Origin of the sequence: Paenibacillus sp. FSL H8-0034 (genome assembly GCF_038000305.1) — a bacterium.
Lineage (GTDB): Bacteria > Bacillota > Bacilli > Paenibacillales > NBRC-103111 > Paenibacillus_S.
The window spans coordinates 5,945,374-5,971,931 of the sequence record NZ_JBBOBS010000001.1; the positions used below are offsets into that span (position 1 = coordinate 5,945,374).

Here is a 26,558-nt window from a genome sequence, read left to right on the forward strand (position 1 = left end):
TTAAAGGCGCGGTCGCTCACCCAAGTTTTACTTCGATAATAAATTCTCTTATAATTAACTTACAATCGGGTCATACTAGGGGAAAATTGCAGGGAGCGTGAGCATAATGCGTTTTTTCCCCATAGTCATGACAGGTATTCTGCTTACAGGTACGATTCTTTCATCCCCCGTAACGGCGGACGGCAATACCAAACCATCCAAATTATCGAGGAGGGCTCCCATGAGTCAAGTTGTTAAACGTACGGATGTTCCTGTAGAACAGCGCTGGAAGCTGGAAGATCTTTTTCCTAATCAGCAAGCATGGGACACGGAATACAAGGAAGTTAAAGAAGCTTTGCAGCAAATCAGCGAATTTCAAGGAAAGCTGAACAAGCCTGCTGCGATCAAGCAATGTTTTGAATTGGAAGACAAAATTTCTGTACATATGGAACGTCTATACGTATACGCCAACATGAAGCATCATGAAGATACAGCCGAACCAACTTACCAGGCATTGTCCGATAAAGCCAAAAAGCTCAGCGTGGAATCGGGCGAAGCCTTATCCTTCATTTCTCCGGAAATCTTAAGCCTGTCGGACGACGAACTGCAAAAGCTGGTGAGTCATCCCGAACTTAGCTTTTATAAGCGCACCCTGACCGAAATGATTCGTGAAAAACAGCATATCCTTTCCAAATCGGAAGAAGCACTGCTGGCTCAGGTAGGCAACCTCTCACAGGCGCCGAGTACGATTTTCAGTATGCTGAACAATGCCGATCTGAAATTCCCCAAGGTGAAAAATGAGCACGGTGAAGAAATTGAGCTGACACAAGGGCGTTATATTCAATTCCTTGAAAGTCGTAACCGGGAAGTACGTAAAAATGCTTTCAAGACGATGTATGACACGTATTCCAAAAATAAAAATACGATCGGCGCTACACTTTCTGCCAATATTTCAAAAGATATTTTTTATTCCAAGGTTCGTAAATATCCTTCAGCCCTGGAAGCCTCCCTGTATGGAGACAATATTAACAAAGAAGTGTACACCAATCTGATTGATACGATTCATGAGTCATTACCATTGATGCATCGTTATATGGAGCTCCGCAAAAAGCTGCTGAAGGTCGATGAGCTTCATATGTATGATCTGTTCGCTCCGCTTGTAGATGAATACAAGATGGATATTACGTATGAGCAAGCACAAGGCATGGTCAAGGAAAGCTTGAAGCCTCTCGGTCAGGATTACTTGAACATTTTGCAAGAAGGCTTTGACAAGCACTGGATTGACATTTACGAAAATGAAGGCAAACGGAGCGGTGCCTATAGCTGGGGCGCTTATGGAACCCATCCTTACGTGCTGCTGAACCACAAAGATAATTTGAACAGCATGTTCACCCTGACTCACGAGATGGGCCACGCTATTCATTCCTATTTGTCGGATGAAAATCAGGAATATCGCTATGCGCAGTATACGATCTTCCTGGCAGAAGTAGCCTCCACCTTGAATGAAGCGCTGCTTATGGACTACATGCTCAAGAAATCAACAGATCCCAAGGAAAAAATGTATTTGTTGACCTACTACATGGATCAGTTCCGTACGACGGTGTTCCGCCAAACGATGTTCGCCGAATTCGAAAAAATCACTCATGAAAAAGCAGAACAAGGCGAAGCACTCACTCCTCAGGAGCTCAGCAAAATCTATTACGATTTGAACCTGAAGTACTACGGTAAGGATATGGTTGTGGATCAGGATATCGAAATCGAATGGGCGCGCATTCCACATTTTTATAACAGCTTCTATGTTTATAAATATGCGACTGGGTTCTCCGCGGCAACCAGCTTTGCTAAACAAATTCTTGAAGAAGGTCAGCCTGCCGTCGACCGCTATCTTGGCTTTCTGAAAAGCGGCGGCAGCGATTATTCAATCAATATATTGCAGCGCGCAGGTGTAGACATGTCAACACCGGAACCGATCAAGCAAGCGATGGATGTATTCAAAAGCCTCCTGGACCAAATGGAGCAATTAACCAAGTAGTTGACTCACTCAACAAGGCTGCTTACGTTCACCATGTTCGCAGTCTTGTTGGTTATTTGGCACCCAAGGAGGCTAGCTTAGCATGAGGACCCAATGGATATTTATCAGTATTTTATTTTTTGGATTGTTGACTGCCATTTTTGCTGCAATCAATACGGAGCCGGTTAATGTACATCTGATTTTTACAGATATGCAGCTGCCGCTCATTATTATCATTCTCAGCTCCACCCTGCTCGGCGGATTGATCCTCGGATTAATTGGCATGAGCAAGCAGTACAAATTGAAACGGACCATCAAGCAGCTTGAAAAGCAGCTCAATGAGGCACAAATGGCACATGCGGTTCCATCGTCAGCGACTCCAACTGATACTACCTCTCTTCCTTTAACCTATGCAGCATCGGAGAAATTGCCTTCTTCGGAATTGTAAATGTTTGCCTAAAGTAGTCGCGTCAATGCTGGTCGCTTAAGCCGTTCCATAACATGGGACGGTTTTTTTGATTTGAGCAAATTTTAATTGATAGTCATTGGAACATATTCCCTCTTGGTTACGTTAGAGTTTGTAAGAAGTACGGGAATGAAAGCATTTACGAGGAGGGTATAAAATGAAAAAAGCATTAACGTTGGCTTGTCTGCTAGCCACAACGGTTTTTTCGATCGGGGTCTCCGCACCACCTGCAGCTCCTGAAGGTGGCACAGCTATTGGCTTAAACGTAAACGGGAGCAATGTCTCCTTCAGCTCTATGCCGCTTTTAATCGATAATACCCTGATGGTCCCTTTACGAGATTTATCTGAATCTCTGGGTGTGCAGCTAGAATGGGATGAAAGCTCCCAAACTGCAGCAGCTGTTAAAGGAATACACAGTATTAAATTGACAATCGATAATAAACAAGCCTTTCGCGGGGAAACACCCGTAAATCTGGAAGCAGCGCCTCGTATGCACAATGGCAAGCTGTTCGTTCCATTGCGCTTTTTTAGTGAATCGTTCGACTTTAATGTATATTGGGATGGACTGAATAAGTCAGTCGCTATTGTCGATGCTGATAAAAGCCTGCCTACAATCGGCTCTGCAGACCATATGCTGGAGCTGTTCAAAGATTATTCAGGTGCAGGTCGCGGCAGCGGAGGCAGCGTAAGCCTGATGACGAAATCAGATATGGCTACAACGGCCGTGGTACAGGAACAATCGACCTCCAAAGAAAAATCATCGAGTAGTGCTCCTGCAGCAGCCCCCGCTCCTCAAGCAGCGGCAGCGGCAGCCAACCCGGATTATTCAGGTACCAACGTTCAGGTTGAAGGCGTTGACGAAGCTGATATTATTAAAACAGACGGCTCTTATATTTATCAGGTTAATCGCAATCGTGTCATCATTGCTTCCGCTTATCCTGCTGACCAAATGAAGGTCACACAAACCTTGACATTTGAGGATCAAAATTTCCGAGCCAAGGAGCTATACATCGATGATAAGCATATGGTAGTCATCGGTACGACATCCTATAGAACTACCGATGTTGTACCTATGGAGGGTCAAACGTCTCCTGCCATGCCAGTATCCGGACCTGCGGTCCCGCAGTCCTCTTCTTCAAAGTCGGCAGCTCAGCCCCTTTCCGTTTCACCTGTACCTGCTCCTGTTTCAGCAGAAAATATAAAGATCGTATCCTTACCCGGTGTTAATCTTTCACGAAATACAACCAAAGCAATCGTTTACGAACTAGGGGATCGCACTCAGGTGAAGAAGCTTCGTGAGGTCGAGCTCGATGGCAACTATGTATCTTCGCGCAAGATTGGCTCCTCACTATATCTCGTCTCCAATAAAGGCTTCAATGTATATCCACTGCTGCGCGGCGATGTGTCATCAACCGACAAAGCAGCAGCATTAAAAAGCTCAGCACCTTCTTACAGGGATTCTGCTGCGGGTGACGCCTTCATTAGCATTGGCTATGAAGACATTCGTTACTTTCCCACCTCGGTGCAGCCAAACTATTTGTTAATCGGCGGCTTCAATCTGAACCAGCCCGAGCAAAAGCTGAACGTCTCCAGCTACCTCGGCTCCGGTCAGCAAGTATATGCATCAGAAGCCAATTTGTTCGTTACGACCAATGAATACACACCTGCTGCCGTACAGCCCAGTACAGGTGAGGATCCACTGGCAAAACGATTCATAGTCCCAGGAGAAACAAACAGCGTTATTTACAAATTTGCTATGGATCAAGGCACCATTCGCTATACGGGCCGCGGCAAGGTTCCAGGGCGGGCCATTAACCAGTTTGCGATGGATGAAGTGAATGGCAGCTTCCGTATCGCCACAACTACCGGATTTGCCGGACGCGATGATGATATGACATCCAAAAATCATATGTATGTGCTGAACGAATCGATGAATGTGATTGGGCAAATTAATGATATAGCACCCGGCGAGCAGATCTACTCGGTCCGCTATGCAGGCAATCGTGCCTATATGGTCACTTTCAAGACCGTTGATCCTTTATTTGTCATTGATCTGCAGGAGCCGCAGGCACCCAAAATTCTTGGCAAGCTCAAGATACCGGGCTACAGCAATTACCTGCATCCTTACGATGATACCCATCTGATCGGCTTCGGTAAGGATGCGGTCGAGGTTTCAAGCAATAATGGAGCTAATGGCTCTACACAAACGACAGCTTATTATCAGGGTATGAAGATGGCGATGTATGATGTAAGTGATGTGGCGAATCCGAAGGAACTGTTCTCGGAAAGCATTGGAGACCGCGGTACGGATTCCGAGCTGCTGCGTAACCATAAGGCACTGTTGTTCTCCAAGGAGAAGAATCTGCTCGCTTTCCCTGTCACTATAATGGAGACCAAAAGTCATGCAGCTTCAAGCTCAAACCCGGCAGTGTCTGTTAATAATATTCCAAGCTATGGCGACTTTACGTTTCAAGGTGCTTATGTATACCAAGTTGATGTGGCAACCGGCTTTAAGCTCAAAGGAAAAGTCACCCATTTAACCAGTGACGATTACTTGAAAGCTGGACAGGTCGCTTACAATGGCAAACGCAATATCCAACGAATTCTATATATTGGGGATGCGCTGTACACATCATCGGAGCAAATATTAAAAGCAACTGACATATCGTCCATGAATGACTTAAAGTCGATTACTTTACCTTAATCGGTGCAAAGAAACCGTTCTTCACATCTGGCGAATTACAAATATTCGCTGATGGAAGAACGGTTTTCAATTAGGGAGCCTCATCCATTTTCAGATATTCAAGTAAATGAAACCTGCACTTACAGCACCGCCAATTCCTGAGCTGATAATATTGACCGTATCATTCGTCATCCATGAGGCTCCGCGAATACGAATTGCCTGTGTATCGTTGCAATGACGTCTTTTTTCTATTTCCTTACCGCAGACCGGACAGCGATACATGACCTGCCATACCGCTCCCAGCCAGGAGTCCGACAGCGAGCCTGCCATACCGCCAAGAGCACCTAATAAGAGCAGTCCTATAACACCTACAGCCGAAGTAACGACGATGGAAGAAGCAGCCGCGGCCCCACTGATAGGCTGTCCCCAACCCGTGCTTGTGAAAGCCCAGCCCACCACACCGATCAGCAGCCCACCGGATAAAGATGCGGCAAGTCCTGCAGCTGTTATTCCGCCAGAGGTGCCCGCTGGAACTTTTCGCCCACTCACTATGGAACGCGGCAGCGAACGGCTTAAACCGCCGATTTCTGTTGCCCATGTATCTGCATTGACTGCAGCCATAATGCCCATGAAAGCAGCCCACCACAGCGAGTGCGGCCATATGCTGTTACCCAAGCAAAGCAGCGTTCCCAAGCCTCCGTTGGCTGCTACCTGTCCGGCATCCCTCCTGCCAGACTTTGCATAGCTGCTCTCAACGACGGCTTTACGCTTATGCTTCCACTTCGTGAGCAAGGTGGAGGTAAGGAAAAAGACCATAAGAGTTCCATACCACGGCAATCCTCCAAGTGCGTACAATAAGGTCCCTACGATTACCGCGGCGATAGCTCCAGAGACAGATAAAGATTGTTTGCGCCAGGCTGCCCACGCAATGAATGAACTGCACGCCAAACCGATCAACCAGTCCAACATGAATTGTTTTCCTCCATTATTCGATAAAATTCTACAATATATATTTACAGAACTATTGCATTATAATATGATTTTCTTAGTTGAAAAAACGCAAAACCCCAGGGAGGGTATTAACGTGCATGAAGCTGATCCGTTTGGGACACCCAAAATAAAGAAAAATCTCGAGCCCGAAGAAATGCTTCTCGTTATTTTTGATTATGCAGCCAAAATAGCGAACGAGCGACGACTGGATCATTTGATTATGCTAATGGCTGATATGGGCCGCGAGATGGTTGTTTCAGATCGATGTACGGTATGGCTTATAGATAAACAAAATAATGAATTATATTCCACAGTAGCGCATGGCGTTCCCCAGCTCAGACTTCCCCGAGATGCAGGCTTGGTCGGGCACTCGATAACGACAGGGCAACCTATTTTCATAGAGGATGCCTACGTAAATACCGAGTTCAAGAGTGTATTGGAAAGTGGCGCTATTGCCATGGATCTCAAAACCGGCTATCGTACCAAAGCATTGATGGTCATTCCGTTCCGTAATAATGAGGGCGAAATTATGGGAGCTTATCAGGCTGTTAATAAGCTTACCGTAGAGGAGCAATTTTCCAAAAAGGATTTGGAGCATCTCACCTTGGCCTCCTCTTATGCAGGCAAATCACTCGAATCCGCCCTGCTCTCCAATGAAATTGAAGAAACCCAAAAAGAAATCATTTTCACAATGGGAGAGATCGGCGAGAGCCGTTCGAAGGAAACCGGCAATCATGTCAAACGGGTAGCCGAATACTCTTATATTCTGGCCAAACAACTTGGTATGAGCCACGAGGAAGCCGAGTTATTGAAAATCGCTTCGCCTATGCACGACATCGGCAAGGTCGCCATTCCCGACTCTGTACTAAAGAAGCCTGGCAAGCTGACAGATGAAGAATTTGATATCATGAAAGCGCACACCAACATTGGGTATGGGTTATTGAAAAATTCAAGTCGCCGCATTTTGAAAACGGCTGCTATCGTCGCACATCAGCATCACGAGAAATGGAACGGCCGTGGCTACCCACGGGGAATCCAAGGTGAGGAAATCCATATCTATGGCCGTATTACCGCTATTGCCGATGTATTCGATGCACTTGGCAGTGAACGGGTGTACAAGCAGGCTTGGGAGTTGGATCGTATTCTCAATCTGTTCAAGGAAGAACGTGGCCAGCATTTCGATCCATTGGTGGTTGATGCCTTTATGGCACAGCTGCCAGAGATCCTCAAGGTACGTGAGCTGTATTCGGATGCTGCCTTGGCTGAAAAGGACAAAGGAGGAATCGCTTAACAGAGCGATCCTCCTTATTGGTCTTATTACGTTAATCCGATTGTAAACTCGCCCATAGCCTCTGATCCCCACAGCAGCTCGAATTTGTCACCAGAGCTAACTGCACCGACACCAGCAGGTGTACCCGTGTAGATAATATCTCCTTTACCTAAACCATAATGCTCGGCAATATAATCAACAATGACCTGAAGATTAAAAATCATATCATTGATATTACCCCGTTGAGCCTCAGTACCGTTAATTCGCAATGAAAACTCCGTTTGTCTTACTTCCTCATAGCCTTTGAACGGACGGAATACCGTTAAGGCAGCCGAATTCAAAAAGCCTTTGGCCGGAAGCCATGGTTGGCCCTTTTTCTTAATCACAGACTGAACATCACGCAGTGTAAAATCAATTCCAAGCGCCATCGTATCGATCAAGCTGTCTATGGACATACCAGCCTCGTAATTGTGTCCGATATGCACAACCAGCTCGGTTTCATAATGGACCTCTCCTTTGTCCCCGGGTAGCGTGATCGTCTGCCCATGGATTGGGGTAAGTGCATGGGTCGGTTTCGTGAAAATCATCGGTTCATCAGGGATGTCATTCCCAAGCTCCGCAGCATGCAAGCCATAATTGCGTCCAACACAATAAATATTGCGAATCAACTCCATGATCCAACACTTCCTTCGCTCTTATCTAATCGGATACCCACGACTCAAATTATAGAACAGACGACCCCAATACTCAAATAGATATCATCATTTATCGTCTCTTCACAAATACCTATCGCAATTATAGGCTTTATCTCTTGGACAGTTATTTACTTGTAGCGTAAAGTAAAAAGTACAGTCTGTATGTGAAGGGGCTTTCATCATGCTGCAAACATTTTTTTCTACCATTTATCATGTATTTCTACCGATTTCATTACCTGTCATTGGCGGTATGCTGCTCAGACGCTACCGTGGACTGGACACAAAGGCCATATCCACACTCTCCTTATATGTGCTGAGCCCGGCATTGATCTTTGATACGCTGACAAAGGCACAACTGTCGTTTGATGATGTCTACAAAACCGTCGCCTTCAGTGTCCTGAACTTGCTGCTGCTATGGGGAATTGCAAGTATACTCGGACGTGTGCTCAAGCTTCCGCCAGCAGAACGTGCAGGTTTAACCATGGTCTCCACGTTCACGAACAGTGTTAATTATGGCTTGCCGCTGGTGCTGCTGGCATTTGGTCAACTTGGTCTGGAAAAGGCTTCTGTGTATGTAATCGGGCAAATTTTTATCGTGAATACGATTGGTGTTTATTTCGCTGCTCGGTCCCACTTTTCCGTTCGTCAGGCCATGAAATCTATTCTTACCCTTCCCTCCATCTATGCAGCTGCGCTGGCCGTGATCGTTCGCAGTCTTCATATCGGTATTCCCGAAGGTTTGGATAAAGGGATCATGATGCTATCCGCCGCATACGCTCCAGTCGTCCTGACTGTCCTCGGCGCACAAATGGTGAACAGCCGCTCGGCAGCCTGGAAGCCAGGCCTGCAGAAGGCGCTGTGGACCGGTATCTCGATTCGACTGCTGCTTTCACCTCTTCTGGCGCTGCTTGTGTTGGCCATTCTACATATCGACGGAACTTTATTTTCGGTGCTGTTCATCCTGGCTTCAATGCCTGCTGCCGTTAATGCCTTCATGCTGGCTGAGCAATTCGACGCTTCGCCCCAGTTCGTGGCACGCTGCATTTTGTGGACAACATTGGCATCATTCCTCGTATTGCCTTTTGTAATTGCTCTGATTCAATAAGGAGCAGCTGCCTTGGGAGTACCACTACGATATTTGTAGCGATATTCCCTTGGCGGCATCCCGATCTGCTGCTTGAACAATTTATTATAATAGCTCACATCACCCACCCCTACCCGCTCAGCCACGCGAATAACAGGTTCATCCGTCTCTCTCAACCATTTTAAAGAAGCTTGAATGCGAACCTCATTGCGGTATTCGGTAAATGTTTTGCCTATCGTCTGTTTGAACTTATGGGTAAAGCTGGTTTTACTCATCCCGCACATCTGACAAATTTCCTCCAGCTGAAACGGCTCCGCATAATGCAGCTCCAGAAATGCACAAAGCTCACGAATCGCTGAATGCTCAGGCCGAAACCTGATCTGTACCAGCCGCTCTTCGTAGCAGCGACTCAGCCAAACCAGCAGCTCGATCAGCAACGCTTTTATCGAAATCCGATAGCCCAATGCCTTATGGTCAAATTCCTCAATGATCCGCTCCAGACGCTGTTGAACCTCCTTAGCTTCAGGAAGTGACAATTTCAGATGGGATTCGAAATCGGCCTTTTGCCTGAGGAAGGGCTCCACATAAAAAAAGTTCATAAACGAGGAGACCTTCGACAAAGCCTGCAGCTCAGCCTCAAGAAACGACGAAATGAATAAAATATTATAAACCTTGAGCGGAGCCGTTCCAATGACCCGGTAATCATGCTCCACATCCGGCGGTATGACGAAAATATCCCCTTTGGATATCGGATAGGAGTGCCCCTTGTACAAGTGCTCGCCAAAGCCGTCGGCCACATAAACCAGCTCAATAAAATCGTGGGTATGCGGATTCATCACTCTCTCTGGCAAGGTTGGATAAGGGAATGCTGCGAATGGAAATTCCTCGCTCTCCAGGTATTTTTCCTTCGGATAGAGCATGTGCGGTCCTCCTTAAAAATCCGGCAAATACGTCCCGTTACCCTGTTACAAATTGTTCCGGGATATGCTTCTACAATTATTTGTCCGCTTTGCTCATTATTGTAGACGAGCAGCCCTGGCATAACAAGTCCTCCATTCACCTACTTGGTCCACAAGCGGTCAATTGTCCGGGTTTAGGGGTCGATATTCCAAGAAATTCTCATTAAAGTTTCCTATACTTATAAGGAGAGATCGGAGTTATAGTCTCTACAAATCGAAGGCGCAAAGGAGTATAGGAATGAACAAGCAATGGGAAGCTGAGTGGATTGCGGACGCTGCTTTTATCGGTCTGCAGCCGATCGATTTGTTTCATAAAGAAATGGAGCCGAAGGAACTGCCAGATCATCGAGAGGACCTCAAAAATCTGCATATGCTGGCCAGAAAGACTTGGGTGCTGGAGGAGGCTTTCACAGATGCCATACTGGATATTACAGCTGACGATTACTATAAAGTATATATAAACGGACAATTCGTAGGACAGGGCCCTGCTCAAGGTAATTATTTTCATTATTATTATAATCGCTTCGATATCACACCTTATTTGCGAAAAGGTAATAACGTTATTGCCGTTCATGTCTATTATCAGGGCTTGATCTGTCGTTCCTATAACAGCGGGGATTATCGCCAAGGCTTAATAGCCGAGGTGTCGGTCGATGGGCAGCTTGTAGCGAAAACCGATGATACCTGGAAGGTGACCCGAAATAAAGCTTACGTTAGCGGCGAGATTATCGGTTATAACACCCAATATTTGGAGCATATCGATAATCGCCTTCAGCCTGTAGGATGGCAGGAGCTCGACTATCAGGCAGCAGACTGGACCGACGCTTCTGTCCATACTGCAGATGATCACCAATTGCAGCTGCAGCCAACACCACCACTTGCTGTCTACACGGTCAAGCCAGTAAAGATAATCTCGCTTGCAGAGGGAAGTTATGTACTCGATTTTGGCGGCGAATTAACCGGACAGTTCCAGATGCGCGCTCAGGGCAAGGAAGGACAACAGATCGAGCTTCGCTGTGGTGAGGAGCTGCTGGACAATGAGCGTGTTCGTTACGAGATGCGATGCAACTGTACCTACCAGGAGCAGTGGACCTTGTCAGGCGGTAATGATGTGTTAGATATGTATGACTACAAAGCTTTTCGGTATGTTGAGGTGCTCGCCGAATCCGGTGTTCACGTCGATACAGATAGCTTTGCGGCTGTGGTCAGGCATTATCCGCTCAATGAGGAAGCTTGCTCCTTTGAATCGTCCGACTCCATGCTGAACGCGATTTGGGAGATTTGTACAAATGGTCTGAAATTTGGATCACAGGAAAATTACGTAGACTGCCCTTCCCGGGAAAAGGGTCAATATCTCGGTGACAATACGGTCATTACACATGCGCACACTTATGTATCCGGCGATTTACGGCTGTTCCGAAAATCACTTATCGATTTTGCCTTGTTGTCCTCGCATGTGTGTCCGGGTATTATGGCTGTAGCTCCGGGCCACTTTATGCAGGAGATAGCCGATTTTTCGTTCCAATGGCCGATTCAACTGCTTGAATATTATAAGCAGAGCGGTGACGAAGCCTTTTTGCGTGAAATGTATCCTGTGGCTGAGGGGATGCTGCGGCATTTTATAGCTTACCAGCGGGAAGACGGATTGCTCGCCCATGTAACCGACAAGTGGAATCTGGTGGATTGGCCGGAGGGTATGCGTGACGAATATGACTTTCCATTGACTAGACCGGTTGGTGAGGGCTGCCATAATGTTGTTAATGCATTTTATTATGGAGCACGGGTTGCCGTGAGGCAAATTCGCAGTATCCTTCAGGTCGAGGAGACTGACGATTTAGACAGCTTCAAACAGGCGTTCCGCCAGGTGTTCTGGAATGAGCAGACGAGGCTGTTCGTGGATGCAGAGGGATCGAAGCATTCTTCCCTGCATGCGAATGCGCTGCCGTTATTGTTCGGTCTGGTCGATACTGAGGAGAATCAGGCTGTAGTCGAATTACTGCGGAGCAAGCGTTTGAACTGCGGCGTATATATGGCGTATTTTTTATTAAAAGCTTTGGCTGCTGCCGGAGAGTATGCGCTAGTGTATGACCTGATCCGCTCGGAGGAACTGCATTCGTGGGGCAATATGGTCAAGGAAGGCGCAACAACCTGCTTTGAGGCATGGTCGAAGGATTTGAAATGGAATACCAGCTTGTGTCATCCGTGGGCTAGTGCGCCTATACCTCTGCTGATTGAAGAAATTATCGGGCTTAAGCCTGCTGCTCCGGGATGGAAGGAAGTCAGCTTTAACCCTAACGTACCGGATACGCTGGAATGGCTGTGCATTTCGTTTGAAGTGCCTGCGGGTACGATTCGATTCGAGCACAAACTCGGACATTCGAAGCTTATACTTCCTGAGGGTGTTAGCTTGAGACCAAATTGAATGCTTTGACCAACTGAACATTTTCTGTTACAGTTTAAGCTAGAGGTGAAGAAAATGATCAAGCTTGGTATTTTGGATCAATCCCATATAGGTGAAGGTAAAATTGCTTCAGACGCACTTAGAGAAACAACGCTGCTGGCTCAAGAGGCTGATAAGCTCGGCTACTCCCGTTACTGGGTATCGGAGCATCATGCATCCAAGGCACTCGCGCATTCAAGCCCGGAAATTCTGATCGCACATCTTGCTGCAGCAACGGCCAAGATTCGGCTGGGTTCCGGTGGCATTATGCTTCCGCATTACAGCGCCTATAAGGTTGCGGAAAATTTCAGACTGCTCGAAGCTCTGCATCCAGGGCGGATCGATCTGGGTTTGGGGCGCGCTCCTGGCGGCATGCCGCTCGCTACAAGAGCTCTTCAGGAAAATAAATTTGTGGATATTAACCAATACCCGCAGCAGGTTAGAGATTTGACAGGCTATTTGCATCAAGCAATGCCTCCTGAGCATCCGTTTGCCAGACTGCATGCGTCCCCTTCTATTCCGACCGCACCCGAGCTATGGCTGCTGGGTTCCAGTGATGAGAGCGCCAAGATTGCTGCAAGACAAGGTGCTGCTTATGCATTTGCTCAGTTTTTTGGTGTACCCGGAGGTGAGTCTGCGATGCAATACTATCATGAGCATTTTCAGCCGTCCATCTTAAACGATCACCCACGAACTCTAGCCGCTGTTCTGGCCATATGTGCAGATAGCGAGGAAGAAGCCAATATGCTGGCAACCAGTACAGACTTATTTTTCCTTCGCCTGGAGTTGGGTTTGGAGCTCAATACTTTTCCTTCCGTTGAAAGCGCCATGGATTATCCATACACAGAAGCAGATCTGGAGCGCATACGAATACGCCGTCAGCGGCGCATCGTAGGCACTCCAGGGCAGGTAAAGAGCAAGCTGCTGGAAATTAGTGAGCTGTATAAAACCGATGAATTGCTCGTTGTCACCCCAACTCATGATTTCGAAGCACGGTTAAAATCTTACAGACTTCTTGCTACAGAATTCGGATTGTATAGTTAGTTTGCTTACAGGTTTTAAAGCTATGGATTCACCGCTCCGGATTGCGACGGCTTGGTCGTTCCTGGAGCGGTATTTGCTTTGGGAGTCTGCGCAGGCTGCTGTGTCGATGGCTTGGCAGGCTGTGCAGGTTTTGCAGGTTTTGTCTCTCCTGTCTTCTTATCTGCAGGTTTATCTGCAGCAGGCGGTTTGGCTGGAGCTGCTGGAGCCACTATATCTGATATCGGCTGTTTGGTTGGGCCTGCAGTAATTTTGCCATCGTTCGCAACAATGGCATTAAAGGATATTCTTGACATCCGTTCAAACAGCTTTAATCCTTCCGCTTCCGGCATGCGGACGGGCTGGGCACCTTTGGTCAGTACAGGCAGCATCTGCAAATTGCACTTGCGATCCTTCGTACATTCAGCATCAAGCACCATCGTCTCCCAGGTCATCGGCTCCGCATTGGTCGTGAAGATAAAGTTACCCAGGCTGTAGGCAATCCATTTACCATTGTACTGCTCAAAGCCTTGAAGCACGTGCGGATGGCTGGCCACAACCAAATCGGCACCCTGATCAATATATTTGTGCGCGAGCTCTGTCTGTTCCTTGGCTGCAACGTCCTGGCGTTCAATACCCCAATGAGCGATGACTACAACGAGATCTGCCACCTCGCGAGCATTCGCAATAGCCTCCAAGGGAAGCTTCGTTGAATAGGTTTCGGCTACGCCAGGTTTCTGTTTGCCTGCATACCATCCGGCATCCGGCGCATTGCGGCTGAAGCCGAGAAAAGCAATCTTGATGCCATTACGCTCCATAATAACCGGTTTGTAGGCTTCTTCAATATTGCGGCCCGTCCCTACCCGCTTGATATCCACTTTGTCCAACGCATCCATCGTATCCAGCAGCGCATCCGTCCCATAATCAAGAATATGGTTGTTAGCTGTATTGACGAGATCAATACCGGCATCTTTTAGTGCAGGCAGTGCTTCAGGTGATGAACGATATATGTACTCCTTGCTTTGTGCCGTTCCCCGTGACGAGATCGGTGTTTCCAGATTGGCTACGGTAATATCAGCTTTCTCCAGATATTCCTTCATGTACCGATAAGGATAATCCCAACCGTTCTTAATTAATAATTGTTCTACATTGCCTGCAAACATCACATCGCCGACAAACGTAAGCTTAACGCTTGAACGATTCGCACTCGTACTGCCGCTCGAATTCACCGCAGGCTTGGTACCAGGTGCTTGACCGTTGACATTGCTATCGCTTGGCTTGTCCGTCGTTCCATTGCTGCTTGTGCCATTCCCAACGTTACCACTCGCTGCAGCATTTGATGGCTTAGCGACTTCCGTTTTACCTGTAGTGCCACCAGACGCCGCTACAGGCGCCGTTGCAGCTGGCGGAGCGGGAAGCGCCTTATCTGCCTCCTTGCCAAACAGCCAAACTAACAAATAACTAAAACATGCTATCGTTACTAATCCTATAATTCCGAGAGTTATCCACGTATTTCTCTTGATCTTATTGACATCGCGATGTTTGACAGCTCGAGTTTCTATGACAATCTTCTCCTTCTGTAACAGGTTCATTGGGTTTGCAAACAGAAACACCTTGCTAGTATACCAAATTTTCATTCACCGAGCATGAATCTAAACTCACAAAAAAACAGTTGCCAAAGTCAACCCAAATTTGCTATTATGATTGTCCGTCCTCTTTGCACCCTTACATAACAACCCTCTTGATATTATCTTCAACAGCTGTACTCACCCTTTACGCACGTGTCTCAGAACTACCCTTTTCAAACAGAAAGTCATTGATGTGCTTGCTGCCGTTACCAGCAGGTGCGACAACTTCATTACAGGAGGTGTGTATGCTTTTTGCCGTTTTAATAAAAAAAGCGTATGACCGCAACTTGCAGTACCGAGCCTCGCATGCAATCAATACGGTTGCCAGTGCGATCTTCGGGCTTATTTACGTCTCTATTTGGAAAGGCGTAGGGACAACTGGCGGTGCAAGCGGTTATACACTGGAAACTGTCATTCATTATGTAGCATTTAATCAGGTCTGTTTATGGATTACAGTTTTTATGACCAAAGGACTCGGTATTGACCAATCCGTACGTACCGGACAAATCGCGCTTGATCTCATGCGGCCTGTTCACCTTTTTTATCATTTAATGTGCCGGGAATGGGGACAAATCGCCTACCAGCTTCTCTATAAATCTTTACCAATCTATCTGCTCTATGTGTGGACACTGGACTTACCGGTTCCGCGCAGCGCTTCCACATGGGCTTTAACTATCACAGCACTCATTTTGGCCGCCTATATGAGCATTTGCATCAACTATATGATAGGTGTAGCTGCCCTATGGACGACCGAATCGCAATGGTTGTTCTGGGTACATATCTCACTCTCCTCCGTTTTATCCGGCTTCCTGATCCCGAATGACTGGCTTCCCGTCTGGCTGCAAGGTATAGCGAGAATGACTCCCTATCCGTATATGCAGTATGTGCCCACCAAGCTTTATCTCGGTATGGAGGGTGCGTCCGTTCTCCTGGGAAGCTTGATCTGGTCCTTATTTCTGACTCTACTATGCTTTGCCGCTACAGCGATCGTTCGCCATAAAGTGGAGGTGCAAGGAGGATGAATACATTTCGGATGTACGCCCTTCTGATCCGTGCCAGCATCGTCAGCAAGATGCAATACAAATTTAATTTTTGGTTCTCGACGATGCTTGCTTTTGTGGTCAATACGATGGAATTTTTGCTAATCTCCATCATTTTATGGAAATTCGGCAGTATCAAGGGCTGGAGTTTGTATGAAGTGGGTTACTTGTACGGGACTATTTTGTTGTCCAAAGCCATTTACCGAACATTGGCCAGTGATGTCCATCACCTGGAAAAATATCTGGTTTCCGGTGATCTCGACCAGCTGCTTATCCGCCCCATCCCGCTGCTGCTGGCGCTCATGACTCAAAATTTCCGAATTATGCTGGCAGAATACATTCAAGGCGGTATCATCCTGACGGTTTGTGTTCACGAGTTGTTGCAATCTGGACAAATTGAACTTTGGGCTATTCCGCAAACGGTTGTGGTTATTGTCATCGGAGCCGTCATTTTGTTTGCAATCGGACTTGGTACTGCCACCTTTGGCTTTTGGATTACAAGGGTCAGCGATTTGCAAAATGTAACTGAAGACGCGGCTCGCACAGCTGTACAGTATCCGATGAGTTTATATCCAAAGTGGCTTCAAGGTATTTTACTAACCGTGATTCCTGTCGGAGCTGCCAATTACTTACCTGCCCTGTACGTGCTTCGCCATGAATTCGGGTTTTGGCTAATCCCGGCTATAGGCTTGTTCGCCGCTCTATTCTTATTCGCCATGCTGCAGTTCTGGAAGCTGGGCATGTCCAGATATCAAAGTACGGGAAGCTGAATCCAACATAATAAACGATCCACTAAAGGAGCTGTTCCATGATTGAAGTATCGGGTTTAAGTAAAACATTTCGGATTCCGCTTGTTGGTCAAGGACGCTGGCAGCGGATTCGGTCTTATATGAGCGGTGCTCATCAGGAAAAAATCGCGGTCAACGACATTAGTTTTATCGTCGAACGCGGTGAGTTTGTCGGCTATATCGGTCCGAATGGTGCTGGCAAATCGACCACGATCAAAATGCTGACCGGCATTCTGCATCCCTCCTCCGGCGAGGTGTTAATCGATGGGCACAGCCCACACAAATTCAGGCGGCAGGTTGTACGCAAGCTTGGAGTCGTGTTCGGACAGCGCAGCCAGCTGTGGTGGGATCTGCCTGTGAAGGATTCCTACGATATATTGGCTGCGATGTACGGCATCGAACGAATGCAAAAGGAACGTACATTGGCTGAGCTAAGCGAGCTGCTCCAGCTTAAGGAATTTATCGATACGCCTGTCCGTAAGCTATCGCTTGGACAGCGTATGCGCGCCGATCTGGCTGCATCGATGCTGCATAACCCGGATATTTTGTTTCTGGATGAGCCCACCATCGGACTGGATGTCGTAGCCAAAAAATCGATACGCAAGCTGCTTAAAGCCATGAACCGGGATTTTGGAAAAACAGTGCTGCTGACCACTCATGATATGGACGATATCGAGCAGCTATGTGAACGTGTAATGGTCATTAACCACGGCCAGCTTGCTTATGACGGAACCATTGATGGCTTGAGAGAGAGAATCGGCTTGCCCACATTAATGAGAATCAGCTTTGCCGAGCCGATCCACGTGCCTCCTGAATGGAGCGGTGCTTTTCTGATTGTCGGCCAAACCGATAATGAGCTCACTGTTCAGTGCAATCGTAGGACTATTCAGGCAATGGATGTATTGAGGCAAATTGAGGAGTGGGGTACGATCTCCGATGTTCATATGGAGGAGCCCGATTTCGAGGAAGTCATTCATCGAATTTATTAGAATTTCATGCCTATACGGGAGATACTCGAGTCTGAGTATCTCTTTAAGCTGCTTGATGAGTTGGAGCAATCGAGTCCGTTTATGTTATACTTCAACGTACATAGCAGGAAAAGAGGAGAACGGCCGTGGCACGTTGGAAGGTTAATTTAGCTGTCCTATGTATAGGCCAGTTTTTGGTAATGAGCGGAATGACGATGATTACACCCTTTTTACCTTTATACATACAGGAAATGGGTGTTACGGATCCTCATCACATTGCACTTTGGTCAGGATTTATTTTTGCAGGGAATTTTGTTACCTCATTTTTTTTCCAGCCGCTCTGGGGACGTTTGTCGGATCGATATGGACGCAAGGTGATGCTGCTTCGCTCCTCATTCGGAATGGCCGTCGTCATGACATTAATGGGTTTTGCCCACGATCCGACACAGCTGCTGCTGCTCAGGATTTTGAATGGCGTCATCTCTGGATTCATGCCGGCAGCGGTGGCCTTGATCTCAACCAACACCCCCCGCGAGAAAAGCGGCTTCGCCATGGGTATGCTGCAATCGGGTGGGGTTGCAGGCTCGATTCTCGGTCCATTCATCGGTGGATTGATGGCGGAATGGCTTGGATTTCGTTCTATTTTTTATGTGACCGGTGCTTTGTTATTCGGTGCCTCGATGGTGGCTCTGTTTCTCGTTAAAGAAAAATTCGATTTGGCCGAGGCCAAGAAGAAAACGAATATTACGATTGTCGAAGGCTTCCGTGTATTAATGAAGGTGAAGCAGCTGCCAGCGCTGTATGGAGTCACATTTGTTATTCAGTTTTCGATGCTTGCTGCCATGCCCCTTATCCCCCTCTTCGTTCAGGATCTGCATGGGAAAGGCGAGCTGCTTGCTTTTTACGCGGGGCTTGTCGGATCGGTGACCGGCTTCTCTAATATGATAGCGTCTCCATTGCTTGGCAGATGGAGTGATCGAATCGGATCTGTTAAGATCCTGGCGGTTTGCTTGATTGGAGCAGGGCTATGCTATATTCCACAAGCACTCGTTACGAACATATGGCAGCTGTTTGCCGCGAGGTTTATGCTCGGTGTGTTTATGGGCGGTATGCTGCCCTCGGTCCAAACACTAATTCGCAGCTACACCCCTAATGGCATGGAGAGCCGCTCCTACGGCTTCAACTCCAGTGCGCTCAGTCTTGGCAACATGATGGGACCGATTATAGGTGGAGCTTTGTCCGGTTGGGTGAGCATTCGTGGGATTTTCATCATGTCCTGTATTATGCTGCTCGGCAACGCACTGTGGGTTCGTCGCACTTTGAGTGATTCACAGCTTCCAAAACAGACAATCCAAAAAGCCGGAAGCGCCCCTCACTCTGGAGAAGATACCTAATACGGCCCGCATGACTCCATACATACCGACATATCCTTAGTAAAAGCTTTTGTCGACTTGCAAGCAAACTGTTTACTGTCATACGAAATAGCCCAACCTATGCAATACCTACAACAACAGCTTGCCACAGCAAGCTATTAGGAGGTTCTCGCCCTGCATGAAGCTGGACATTAAAAAAATCCTGTTTATTATCGTTTGTGCCGAGCTGCTGCTCTGGTATCGTTCTGTGATTGAGGTAAGGAATACGCACTATGAGATTGTGTACCATAATAATGAAGCTTATCATTGGAAGACACCCCAACCCGCAAGCAATCCAGCCGTATCGTTAAAGCAAGCATCATAAAACAGCTGGTAGAGGTTGTTCAAAAAGCCCGTTTCGCACTTCAAGGTTGACGTTATAGTTAATATGGATTCAAAGAGCATATTATTGGTAGAACCCTCCTTTAGGAAATAACAGGAGGGTTATTTTTTGAAAATATAGTGTCTACGACTGGCTGGTGCCCTCCCACATATCCGGCTCTTTCTGTCTCATGATCGGAATCATGACAAACGCTCCGAGAATGAACAGGATACCTGCGCCAGTATAAATCGTTACGAGCGGGTAGGCGTCTTTCAGCGTGCCGGCGAATGACATGGAAATGACCATCGTGCCAATGAACATCGGGGACAGTACACCATTGACCCGGCCCACGATAGATTGGTGTGACCATTTCAGGATCATCGTACTGATCCCGATATGGATGCACGGGAACACGAGTCCGTTCACAAACTGCACAATCAACGTTAATGGTACATTCGTTGAGTAACCCACGATGACCGTACAGATGGCCTCCACCAGCATACCGACGGCGAGCAACAATTGCGGTTCGACCTTCTTCGCAAACACGGCAACGATGCCGCCTCCGATCAGCATTGCGGCACCATTTACCATCAGGATGTACGGCAGAAATTCCTTCGGCTGGCCGAGGCGCTCAGTTACGATATAACCATTGAAGCATATATCATATGGGCCTTCCTTTTGTTTGGAATGTAGCTGCCATAAGCTTAGCGCATACTTTGCAAACGATGAAGCCAATCAAGCCCCCACTGGAATTTAGTATAAGATCATCGACATCAAAACTTCCAATAGAGAATAAGGCCTGCGCACTTTCCAAGATTAGACTTAAGCCTAAAGAAAGTGTGAACGCGCCTATCAAAGATATTTTTTTGTTGCTTAGCATGAAACCAAGAAAAACACCGAATGGCATGAATAACGCAACATTCCCAATCATGTTAATTAGATCATGAATCGATAAAACATGAATCGATCTCGATATTTCTTTAAAGGGGATCAGATTACCCTTTTGCAATCGCCTGGCGATATCTTCCGGGTTTCCCAGACTCTGCTTAAGTTGCTGCCCAAGAAATGTCATATCGATCGCACCGAACTTTAACAGAATAATTTTGAACAATGCGTACACATATAAGACAAACAGTGCATGGATTTTAAAGTTATTCAACGTTCTCTTACGTTTCATTCCCATCTCACCTTCTGGAGTTTCCCGAGCCACAAAAAAACCATTTCTTCATCCTTAGTTTCCTCCTAACCATTCGTACACTTTCAGGATAAAGAAAACTATTTAAAAAGAAATGGGGTTAAAAATAAAATTTTTCTTAAACTTCTACATCTATTTAGGTCATTTAAAGACTGTACGAATCAAGCTGCCTTAGATTACCTTAGGCACGGGAAAGCAGGGAGTCGGTATTTGTGGTCGTGCCCTTCTCTAACGGTTGTTCCAAACTTTCATCAAAAGGAATAACTACATGCCAGGGAACAAATCAGACCGATAGTCCGGATGTAGCATTTTAAGTCCCTAACAAAAAGACCATGCTTCGACAGCCAATAATGACGGCTTGTGAGGCATGGTCTTTTTAATGGAGCTGTCTGCTAGCGTACACGTGCAATAGCCAATCCATCATATGCCGGTAGAACAACGCCCTCCAGCCGTGGATCACTTGCCATGCTTTGATTGAACTGACGCATCTTGGTCACTGCATTCCCGTTCTGCTCCGGGTCCATGGCCCGACCATGCATCAGCGCATTGTCACCCATAATAATAGCCCCTGGATTGGCCAGCTTGATCGCCCATTCCAGGTAGTTCGGGTAGTTCCCCTTATCCGCATCGATAAAAAAAACATCAAATTTCTGCCCTTCATCTGCAAGCTGCTGTAAATGATGCAAAGCCTCTCCCACCCGGTACTCGACCTTGTCCCCAAGTCCAGCCTCATTGAGATGCTGCTGAGCAACATCAGCATATTCCTGCTTAAGCTCCAGCGAAATCAGCTTACCTTGATCACCCAAGCCGCGAGTCAAACAAATTCCACTATAGCCGCCCAAAGCACCGATTTCCAAAATACGCTGAGCTCCTGTCATTTTGACCAGTAAAGTCAACAGCTTGCCATAACCTGGAGCTATGGAAATCTCCGGCATGCTGCGGTTCCGTATCCCTTCCTTTACTTGTTCCAATTGCTCGTCACGAGTCAACAATGATTCCACATATTCCTCAGCAGATAACTGCGTCATCCTATAATTCCCCCTTATATTGTATAAACCAACCTTATCACCTATAATATCAGAAGCATATGTTTTAACCGGAGGTTAAACGGACTGATATTTCAAGGAAACATACCTTTGTAACGCGGTCGCCCATCCTTGATTGACTTCGATCCTTGTTTACTTATATTATCAGAAGCATATGCTTTAACCGATGGTGTTTATAACATCATTGTATGGCTTTTCCAATAAGAGTTCAACTGGAGTGTGTAAGATGTCTGAAATTCAATTAATCGCCACTTGTCCTATGGGTCTTGAGGCTATTCTAGCTCGCGAGATACGCGATTTGGGCTATGAAAATACAACTGTCGAAAATGGCCGGGTTAACTTTACAGGTGACGAGCTGGCGATATGTCGTGCCAATTTATGGCTGCGCACAGCGGATCGCGTGTTAGTCAAAATGGGCCAGTTTGAAGCCCGCACCTTCGATGAGCTGTTCGAGGGCACCAAGGCACTGCCATGGGCAGACTGGATTCCCGAAGATGCCGAATTCCCTGCGCAAGGACGCTCTCACAAGTCACAGCTATCCAGCGTCCCTGCCTGTCAAGGTATTGTGAAAAAAGCCGTCGTCGAAAGCCTGAAGCAGCACTATCATACCGAATGGTTTCCCGAGACGGGAGCTCGCTTCGTAATGGAAGTCTCACTATTGAACGATATTGCCACACTGACGCTTGATACAACGGGTCCAAGCTTACATAAGCGCGGCTATCGCAAAATCGCTACTGAAGCACCGCTAAAAGAAACAATGGCCGCAGCTATCGTACTGCTCAGCCGTTGGCGAGTGGAGCGTCCGCTGTACGATCCATTTTGCGGCTCGGGAACCATCCCTATCGAGGCTGCTATGATCGGCTGGAACATCGCTCCGGGACAACGACGCTCTTTTGCTGCTGAGGCGTGGCCGATTATTCCCGCATCATTATGGGATCAAGCCAGAGATGAGGCTTATGATCTGGTAAAAGACGATGTGCCGCTTGAAATTATCGGCTCGGATATCGATAAGGATGCGATTGACATCGCACTCGCCGCGGCCAAGTCAGCCGGACTTGCGCGTGAGCTAAGATTCCAGGTGCTTCCAGTGGCCAAAGCCAAACCACAAGGGGATTACGGCTGTATCATTACCAATCCTCCATATGGAGAGCGTCTGGGAGATCTGAAAGAAGTGGACAAGGTTCTCCGTGACCTTGGCTTGCTGGCCCTTCATCTGCCAACATGGTCCAGCTTTATTTTGAATCCGAACAAGCAGGTAGAGCACTTCATGAGCCGGCCTGCTGACAAAAAGCGCAAGCTGTATAATGGACGGATTGAGTGCCATTTGTTTCAGTATTTTGCTCCGGGTGGATTGTACGGGCCACGTCGGGAATCTTAAGAATACAATCACCCTGATGCTTTGACATCAGGGTTTTACTATGAGGTGATTGATCTGAGTCGTATCCATTGGAAACCTATCAAGCTAAGCCCTCAACAAACACTTGCCTTGGGGTTTGCGGTCATTATCGTCCTGGGCTCGTTCTTGCTGTGGATACCAGCTGCTTCAGTTGAAGGCAGTTCGCTCAGCTATATCGATGCGTTATTTATGGCTACATCGGCAACCTGTGTAACTGGATTGATCCTCGTCGATACGGCAACCCATTTCACTCATTTTGGACAAATTGTCCTGCTAGTCATGGTGCAGCTGGGCGGATTGGGATTCATGACCATGACCACCTGGTTCGCGATCGTCGTCAGAAAACGAATCTCCTTGAAGGAACGACTTGTCCTGAAGGAATCGTTGAACCAAATATCGATCGAAGGCATCGTCCGACTGATCAAAAATGTGGTGGTCTATTCCTTAGTTGTAGAAAGTATAGCCGCCTTCATTTTTGCGATACGCTGGTCCTTTGAAATGCCCTTGGGCAAAGCCATATATTATGGAGTGTTTCACGCTGTGTCATTGTTCAATAACGCCGGATTCGAGCTAGTTGGTGACTATAGGAACCTGACGCCTTATGTCGACGATTTTGTGATTAATACGGTATCGATGATCCTCGTCATTTTGGGTGGAATCGGCTTCATCGTGATGTCCGAGCTCATTGATTATCCAAAAACACGACAGCTTTCCCTTCATAGTAAAATTGTGCTTTCCGTTTCAGGCTTTTTGGTCGTTTTTGGAGCGCTTGTCATATTTATTTTTGAATTTTCCAACACACATACGCTGGGTCCTTTACCTGTATTCGATAAGATCCTCGCTGCTTTTTTTCAATCGGTCAGTACAAGATCCTCAGGAACCAATACGGTAGACATAACGAGCTTGAGGCAGGCTACCCAGTTTTTCATGGTCCTCCTGATGTTTATCGGTGCAGCACCTGGATCAACGGGCGGTGGAATTAAAGTAACTACCTTTGCCATACTGATTGGAGCCATGATTACGATGATCCGGCGCAAAGAGGATGTCGTGCTGTTTCGCTACCGTTTGGCGCAAGAGTATACACATCGTGCTCTTACCGTAACCTTCCTTTCCCTGCTGCTCATCTTCATTGTAACCATGCTGCTGCTTGCTACACACGACTATTCTTTTTTAATGATCTTGTTTGAAACCACCTCAGCTTTTGGAACGGTTGGACTGAGTATGGGACTCACTCCGCATCTAACATTCACTGGAAAAATACTGATTATTCTGATGATGTATGCCGGAAGATTAGGACCCGTCACGCTCTCCTACGCCTTGCAGCCCAAAAATAAAAAGGAACTGTACCACTACCCTGAAGGTAAGATCACAATTGGATAAACGCAGCAAAAAAAGAATCAGGCTCACGGAGCAGCGCAACCAAACGGCGCAGCTCCGGTACCTGATTCTTTGTACGTTTAATGCCAATTCTAACTACATTATCCGTTCTGCTTCATCGTTTCAACCAGCTCATGCAGCACCTTGCCGGCATCATCATAAGGAACCTGGCACGTTCCTGCCGCCTTATGCCCACCGCCGCCATTTGCAAGCATCAAAGCGCCTACGTCGGTGTTGGAGGTACGATTGATAATGCTGTGACCGCAGGCAAACACACAATTTTGCTTATTTCGGCCATCGACAATCCAAATCGAAATATTTTGTTCCGGATATAAGGCGTACACCATAAATCGATTGCCCGGATAAATCGTTTCCACGTTGCGCAGATCGGTAACAATTACATTGCCATCTGCATATGTATGCTGCTTTAACATCGCTTTATAGTCGACGTCCAGTTCAAAATAACGCTTTGTCCGCTCTACAACATCCGGCAGCTGCATAATCTCGTCTACCGTCATTGTCGCACAGTGATCGACCAAATCCTCCATCAGCTGATAATTGCTGATTCTATAATCTCGGTAGCGTCCTAATCCAGTGCGGGCATCCATAATGAAGGACAACAAATCCCAGCCCGAAGGATTCAAAATATCATCTGCAGAAAACTGCGCGGAATCCGCTTTATCCACACCCTGCATAATGTTATCGATGTCACCAAAACGTTCCTTGCCACCATAGTAATCATATACAACACGGGCAGCGCTTGGGGCCACACGGGTCTCGCCTTTATATACGATTTCTGGTCCTGTCCGCTCCAACTCACTCGAATGGTGGTCAAACCATAAACCGCAGCCGGGTACATACGGGACATTCGCCAAAATATCATTGTCATTGACTTCAACCAATCCATCCTGCATATCCTTCGGATGAACGAATTTCATTTCGTCGATCATGCCCATTTTTTTAAAGAGCATTGCACATACCAAGCCATCAAAGTCGGATCGTGTAATTAAACGCATGGTCTTTCCTCCTATATAGTCCCGTTGAACTATAGTAATCTATCTATTATTATAAACAATGGACCTAATAGAGACAATAGCTGGAAGCAGAAAAAAGCATACCTTTGGCCGTGTCAGCTCCAAGATACACCTGCATAATCTCCTAAATATAACCAGATTCCATTTTATTTATCTACATCGCATGTCAATATTATTTCCATTCTCTGCTTAAGCGAGACTCTGCTCATTAGTACGAAAGCTTAAATAGTGATATAAGCTGACAAATAAGTCATTTTCCAGATCGCAGCGAATCGATAGCTTGACCTCTCCGCGCCAGTAGAATGTTATCAGATGACCGGTTTTCCCCATCACCATTTCCACATCCCACCATGGATTCCGCAAATCAAATATCTCACGGTTAATAAACATCTTGGGGCCTTCATTCGACAAATAAATGCCGATCATGTCGGTGCCAACCTTCGTATAAAATCCGGTTCTTGTCATCATATTTCTATTTTCGTTCATCTATGATCCACCTCTCTTATCTCTCAAACAAAAAGACTCCTGATCCATTGGTCAGGAGTCGCAGTTATATGCGCATCACAGTACCTTCGGCAGCTGGCTGGCTGGGTGCATCTTGCTTGCACCGTAAGCCCCTATAGTTTTGCGTCACAAGCTTCCACTTGCTTTGCCATTATCGAGAATTGAGCTATAATTATTCGACAAGTTTAAGCATATAAGATAAGAAGCTCATTATAAATGAATCTGTAGACCCAATTAATCAAATTATACAA

General features: G+C 46.8%; 22 protein-coding genes, 1 pseudogene and 1 riboswitch. Of the genes and pseudogenes, 14 read left to right on the forward strand and 9 right to left on the reverse strand.

All coding sequences use genetic code 11. The annotated features are described in order from the left end of the window. The first annotated feature begins 220 nt into the window (after positions 1-220). The 3 genes from pepF (at position 221) to NST47_RS26885 (ending at position 5,160) form a co-directional block, all read left to right on the forward strand. Positions 221-2,011: an oligoendopeptidase F gene (gene pepF / locus NST47_RS26875; RefSeq protein WP_256711191.1), complete on the forward strand. Its 1,791-nt coding sequence runs from the start codon at positions 221-223 to the stop codon at positions 2,009-2,011. A gap of 82 nt (positions 2,012-2,093) precedes the next feature. Further along, the gene (locus NST47_RS26880; protein WP_341157867.1) at positions 2,094-2,438 is read left to right on the forward strand and encodes a LapA family protein; all 345 of its coding nucleotides are present in this window, start codon (positions 2,094-2,096) and stop codon (positions 2,436-2,438) included. Positions 2,439-2,613: 175 nt separating this feature from the next. Beyond that, positions 2,614-5,160, forward strand: a complete 2,547-nt coding sequence (locus NST47_RS26885) for a beta-propeller domain-containing protein (protein WP_341157868.1) — start codon at positions 2,614-2,616, stop codon at positions 5,158-5,160. Between the two features lie 90 nt (positions 5,161-5,250). On the opposite strand, the gene NST47_RS26890 is transcribed toward NST47_RS26885, so the two are convergent. Next, entirely contained in the window at positions 5,251-6,108 is an 858-nt protein-coding gene (locus tag NST47_RS26890; protein WP_341157869.1) for a DUF92 domain-containing protein, read from the reverse strand. Between the two features lie 115 nt (positions 6,109-6,223). Between NST47_RS26890 and NST47_RS26895 the strand changes: the two genes are divergently transcribed. After that, positions 6,224-7,420: an HD domain-containing phosphohydrolase gene (locus NST47_RS26895; RefSeq protein WP_341157870.1), complete on the forward strand. Its 1,197-nt coding sequence runs from the start codon at positions 6,224-6,226 to the stop codon at positions 7,418-7,420. 26 nt (positions 7,421-7,446) lie between these two features. On the opposite strand, the gene NST47_RS26900 is transcribed toward NST47_RS26895, so the two are convergent. Beyond that, positions 7,447-8,076 (reverse strand): fumarylacetoacetate hydrolase family protein, encoded by a 630-nt coding sequence (locus NST47_RS26900; protein ID WP_341159762.1) that lies wholly within the window; start codon positions 8,074-8,076, stop codon positions 7,447-7,449. Positions 8,077-8,275: 199 nt separating this feature from the next. On the opposite strand from NST47_RS26900, the gene NST47_RS26905 reads away from it, so the two are divergent. Beyond that, positions 8,276-9,199, forward strand: coding sequence for an AEC family transporter (locus tag NST47_RS26905; protein ID WP_341157871.1), 924 nt, complete (start codon positions 8,276-8,278; stop codon positions 9,197-9,199). Here NST47_RS26905 and NST47_RS26910 read toward each other — a convergent pair. After that, positions 9,193-10,098: an AraC family transcriptional regulator gene (locus NST47_RS26910; protein ID WP_341157872.1), complete on the reverse strand. Its 906-nt coding sequence runs from the start codon at positions 10,096-10,098 to the stop codon at positions 9,193-9,195. The genes NST47_RS26905 and NST47_RS26910 overlap by 7 nt on opposite strands. A 277-nt stretch (positions 10,099-10,375) precedes the next feature. Here NST47_RS26910 and NST47_RS26915 point away from each other — a divergent pair, with 277 nt between their 5' ends. Together NST47_RS26915 and NST47_RS26920 are read left to right on the forward strand one after the other, a co-directional pair. Beyond that, positions 10,376-12,559 (forward strand): family 78 glycoside hydrolase catalytic domain, encoded by a 2,184-nt coding sequence (locus NST47_RS26915; protein WP_341157873.1) that lies wholly within the window; start codon positions 10,376-10,378, stop codon positions 12,557-12,559. A gap of 54 nt (positions 12,560-12,613) precedes the next feature. Next, entirely contained in the window at positions 12,614-13,621 is a 1,008-nt protein-coding gene (locus NST47_RS26920) for an LLM class flavin-dependent oxidoreductase (RefSeq protein WP_341157874.1), read from the forward strand. A 20-nt stretch (positions 13,622-13,641) separates the two neighbouring features. Here NST47_RS26920 and NST47_RS26925 read toward each other — a convergent pair whose 3' ends face one another. Beyond that, on the reverse strand, positions 13,642-15,189 hold the full coding sequence (locus NST47_RS26925; protein ID WP_341157875.1) for a CapA family protein: 1,548 nt from the start codon (positions 15,187-15,189) through the stop codon (positions 13,642-13,644). 281 nt (positions 15,190-15,470) lie between these two features. Between NST47_RS26925 and NST47_RS26930 the strand changes: the two genes are divergently transcribed. The 5 genes from NST47_RS26930 to NST47_RS26950 all read left to right on the forward strand — a co-directional run bounded on the left by NST47_RS26930 (position 15,471) and on the right by NST47_RS26950 (position 19,758). After that, entirely contained in the window at positions 15,471-16,247 is a 777-nt protein-coding gene (locus tag NST47_RS26930; protein ID WP_341157876.1) for an ABC transporter permease, read from the forward strand. Continuing rightward, positions 16,244-17,035 carry an ABC transporter permease gene (locus NST47_RS26935; protein WP_341157877.1) on the forward strand — a complete coding sequence of 264 codons (792 nt, stop codon included), beginning with the start codon at positions 16,244-16,246 and terminating at the stop codon, positions 17,033-17,035. Before NST47_RS26930 ends, NST47_RS26935 begins: the two co-directional genes overlap by 4 nt. Before the next feature lie 38 nt (positions 17,036-17,073). Continuing rightward, on the forward strand, positions 17,074-18,042 hold the full coding sequence (locus NST47_RS26940) for an ABC transporter ATP-binding protein (protein ID WP_341157878.1): 969 nt from the start codon (positions 17,074-17,076) through the stop codon (positions 18,040-18,042). A gap of 125 nt (positions 18,043-18,167) precedes the next feature. Continuing rightward, positions 18,168-19,415, forward strand: coding sequence for an MFS transporter (locus NST47_RS26945; RefSeq protein ID WP_341157879.1), 1,248 nt, complete (start codon positions 18,168-18,170; stop codon positions 19,413-19,415). 157 nt (positions 19,416-19,572) lie between these two features. Continuing rightward, positions 19,573-19,758 carry a hypothetical protein gene (locus tag NST47_RS26950; protein WP_076229163.1) on the forward strand — a complete coding sequence of 62 codons (186 nt, stop codon included), beginning with the start codon at positions 19,573-19,575 and terminating at the stop codon, positions 19,756-19,758. Between the two features lie 141 nt (positions 19,759-19,899). On the opposite strand, the pseudogene NST47_RS26955 reads toward NST47_RS26950, so the two are convergent. The 3 genes and pseudogenes from NST47_RS26955 to NST47_RS26965 all read right to left on the reverse strand — a co-directional run. Next, a pseudogene (locus tag NST47_RS26955) lies at positions 19,900-20,406 on the reverse strand (MFS transporter); the annotation flags it as partial. Between the two features lie 10 nt (positions 20,407-20,416). Then, a complete protein-coding gene (locus NST47_RS26960; protein WP_341157880.1) occupies positions 20,417-20,932 on the reverse strand; it encodes a VanZ family protein in 516 nt (171 codons plus the stop codon). A gap of 410 nt (positions 20,933-21,342) precedes the next feature. Further along, a complete protein-coding gene (locus NST47_RS26965) occupies positions 21,343-21,978 on the reverse strand; it encodes an O-methyltransferase (RefSeq protein ID WP_341157881.1) in 636 nt (211 codons plus the stop codon). 244 nt (positions 21,979-22,222) lie between these two features. Between NST47_RS26965 and NST47_RS26970 the strand changes: the two genes are divergently transcribed. Further along, entirely contained in the window at positions 22,223-23,374 is a 1,152-nt protein-coding gene (locus NST47_RS26970) for a THUMP domain-containing class I SAM-dependent RNA methyltransferase (protein WP_076229155.1), read from the forward strand. A 48-nt stretch (positions 23,375-23,422) separates the two neighbouring features. Further along, complete coding sequence (locus NST47_RS26975) at positions 23,423-24,772, forward strand: TrkH family potassium uptake protein (RefSeq protein ID WP_341159763.1); 1,350 nt, start codon at positions 23,423-23,425, stop codon at positions 24,770-24,772. 98 nt (positions 24,773-24,870) lie between these two features. Here NST47_RS26975 and NST47_RS26980 read toward each other — a convergent pair whose 3' ends face one another. Together NST47_RS26980 and NST47_RS26985 are read right to left on the reverse strand one after the other, a co-directional pair. Continuing rightward, positions 24,871-25,785, reverse strand: a complete 915-nt coding sequence (locus NST47_RS26980; protein ID WP_341157882.1) for an exopolyphosphatase — start codon at positions 25,783-25,785, stop codon at positions 24,871-24,873. Positions 25,786-25,992: 207 nt separating this feature from the next. After that, positions 25,993-26,289 carry a hypothetical protein gene (locus tag NST47_RS26985; protein ID WP_341157883.1) on the reverse strand — a complete coding sequence of 99 codons (297 nt, stop codon included), beginning with the start codon at positions 26,287-26,289 and terminating at the stop codon, positions 25,993-25,995. An 85-nt stretch (positions 26,290-26,374) separates the two neighbouring features. Further along, positions 26,375-26,467: riboswitch (cyclic di-GMP riboswitch) on the reverse strand. Positions 26,468-26,558: the final 91 nt, after the last annotated feature.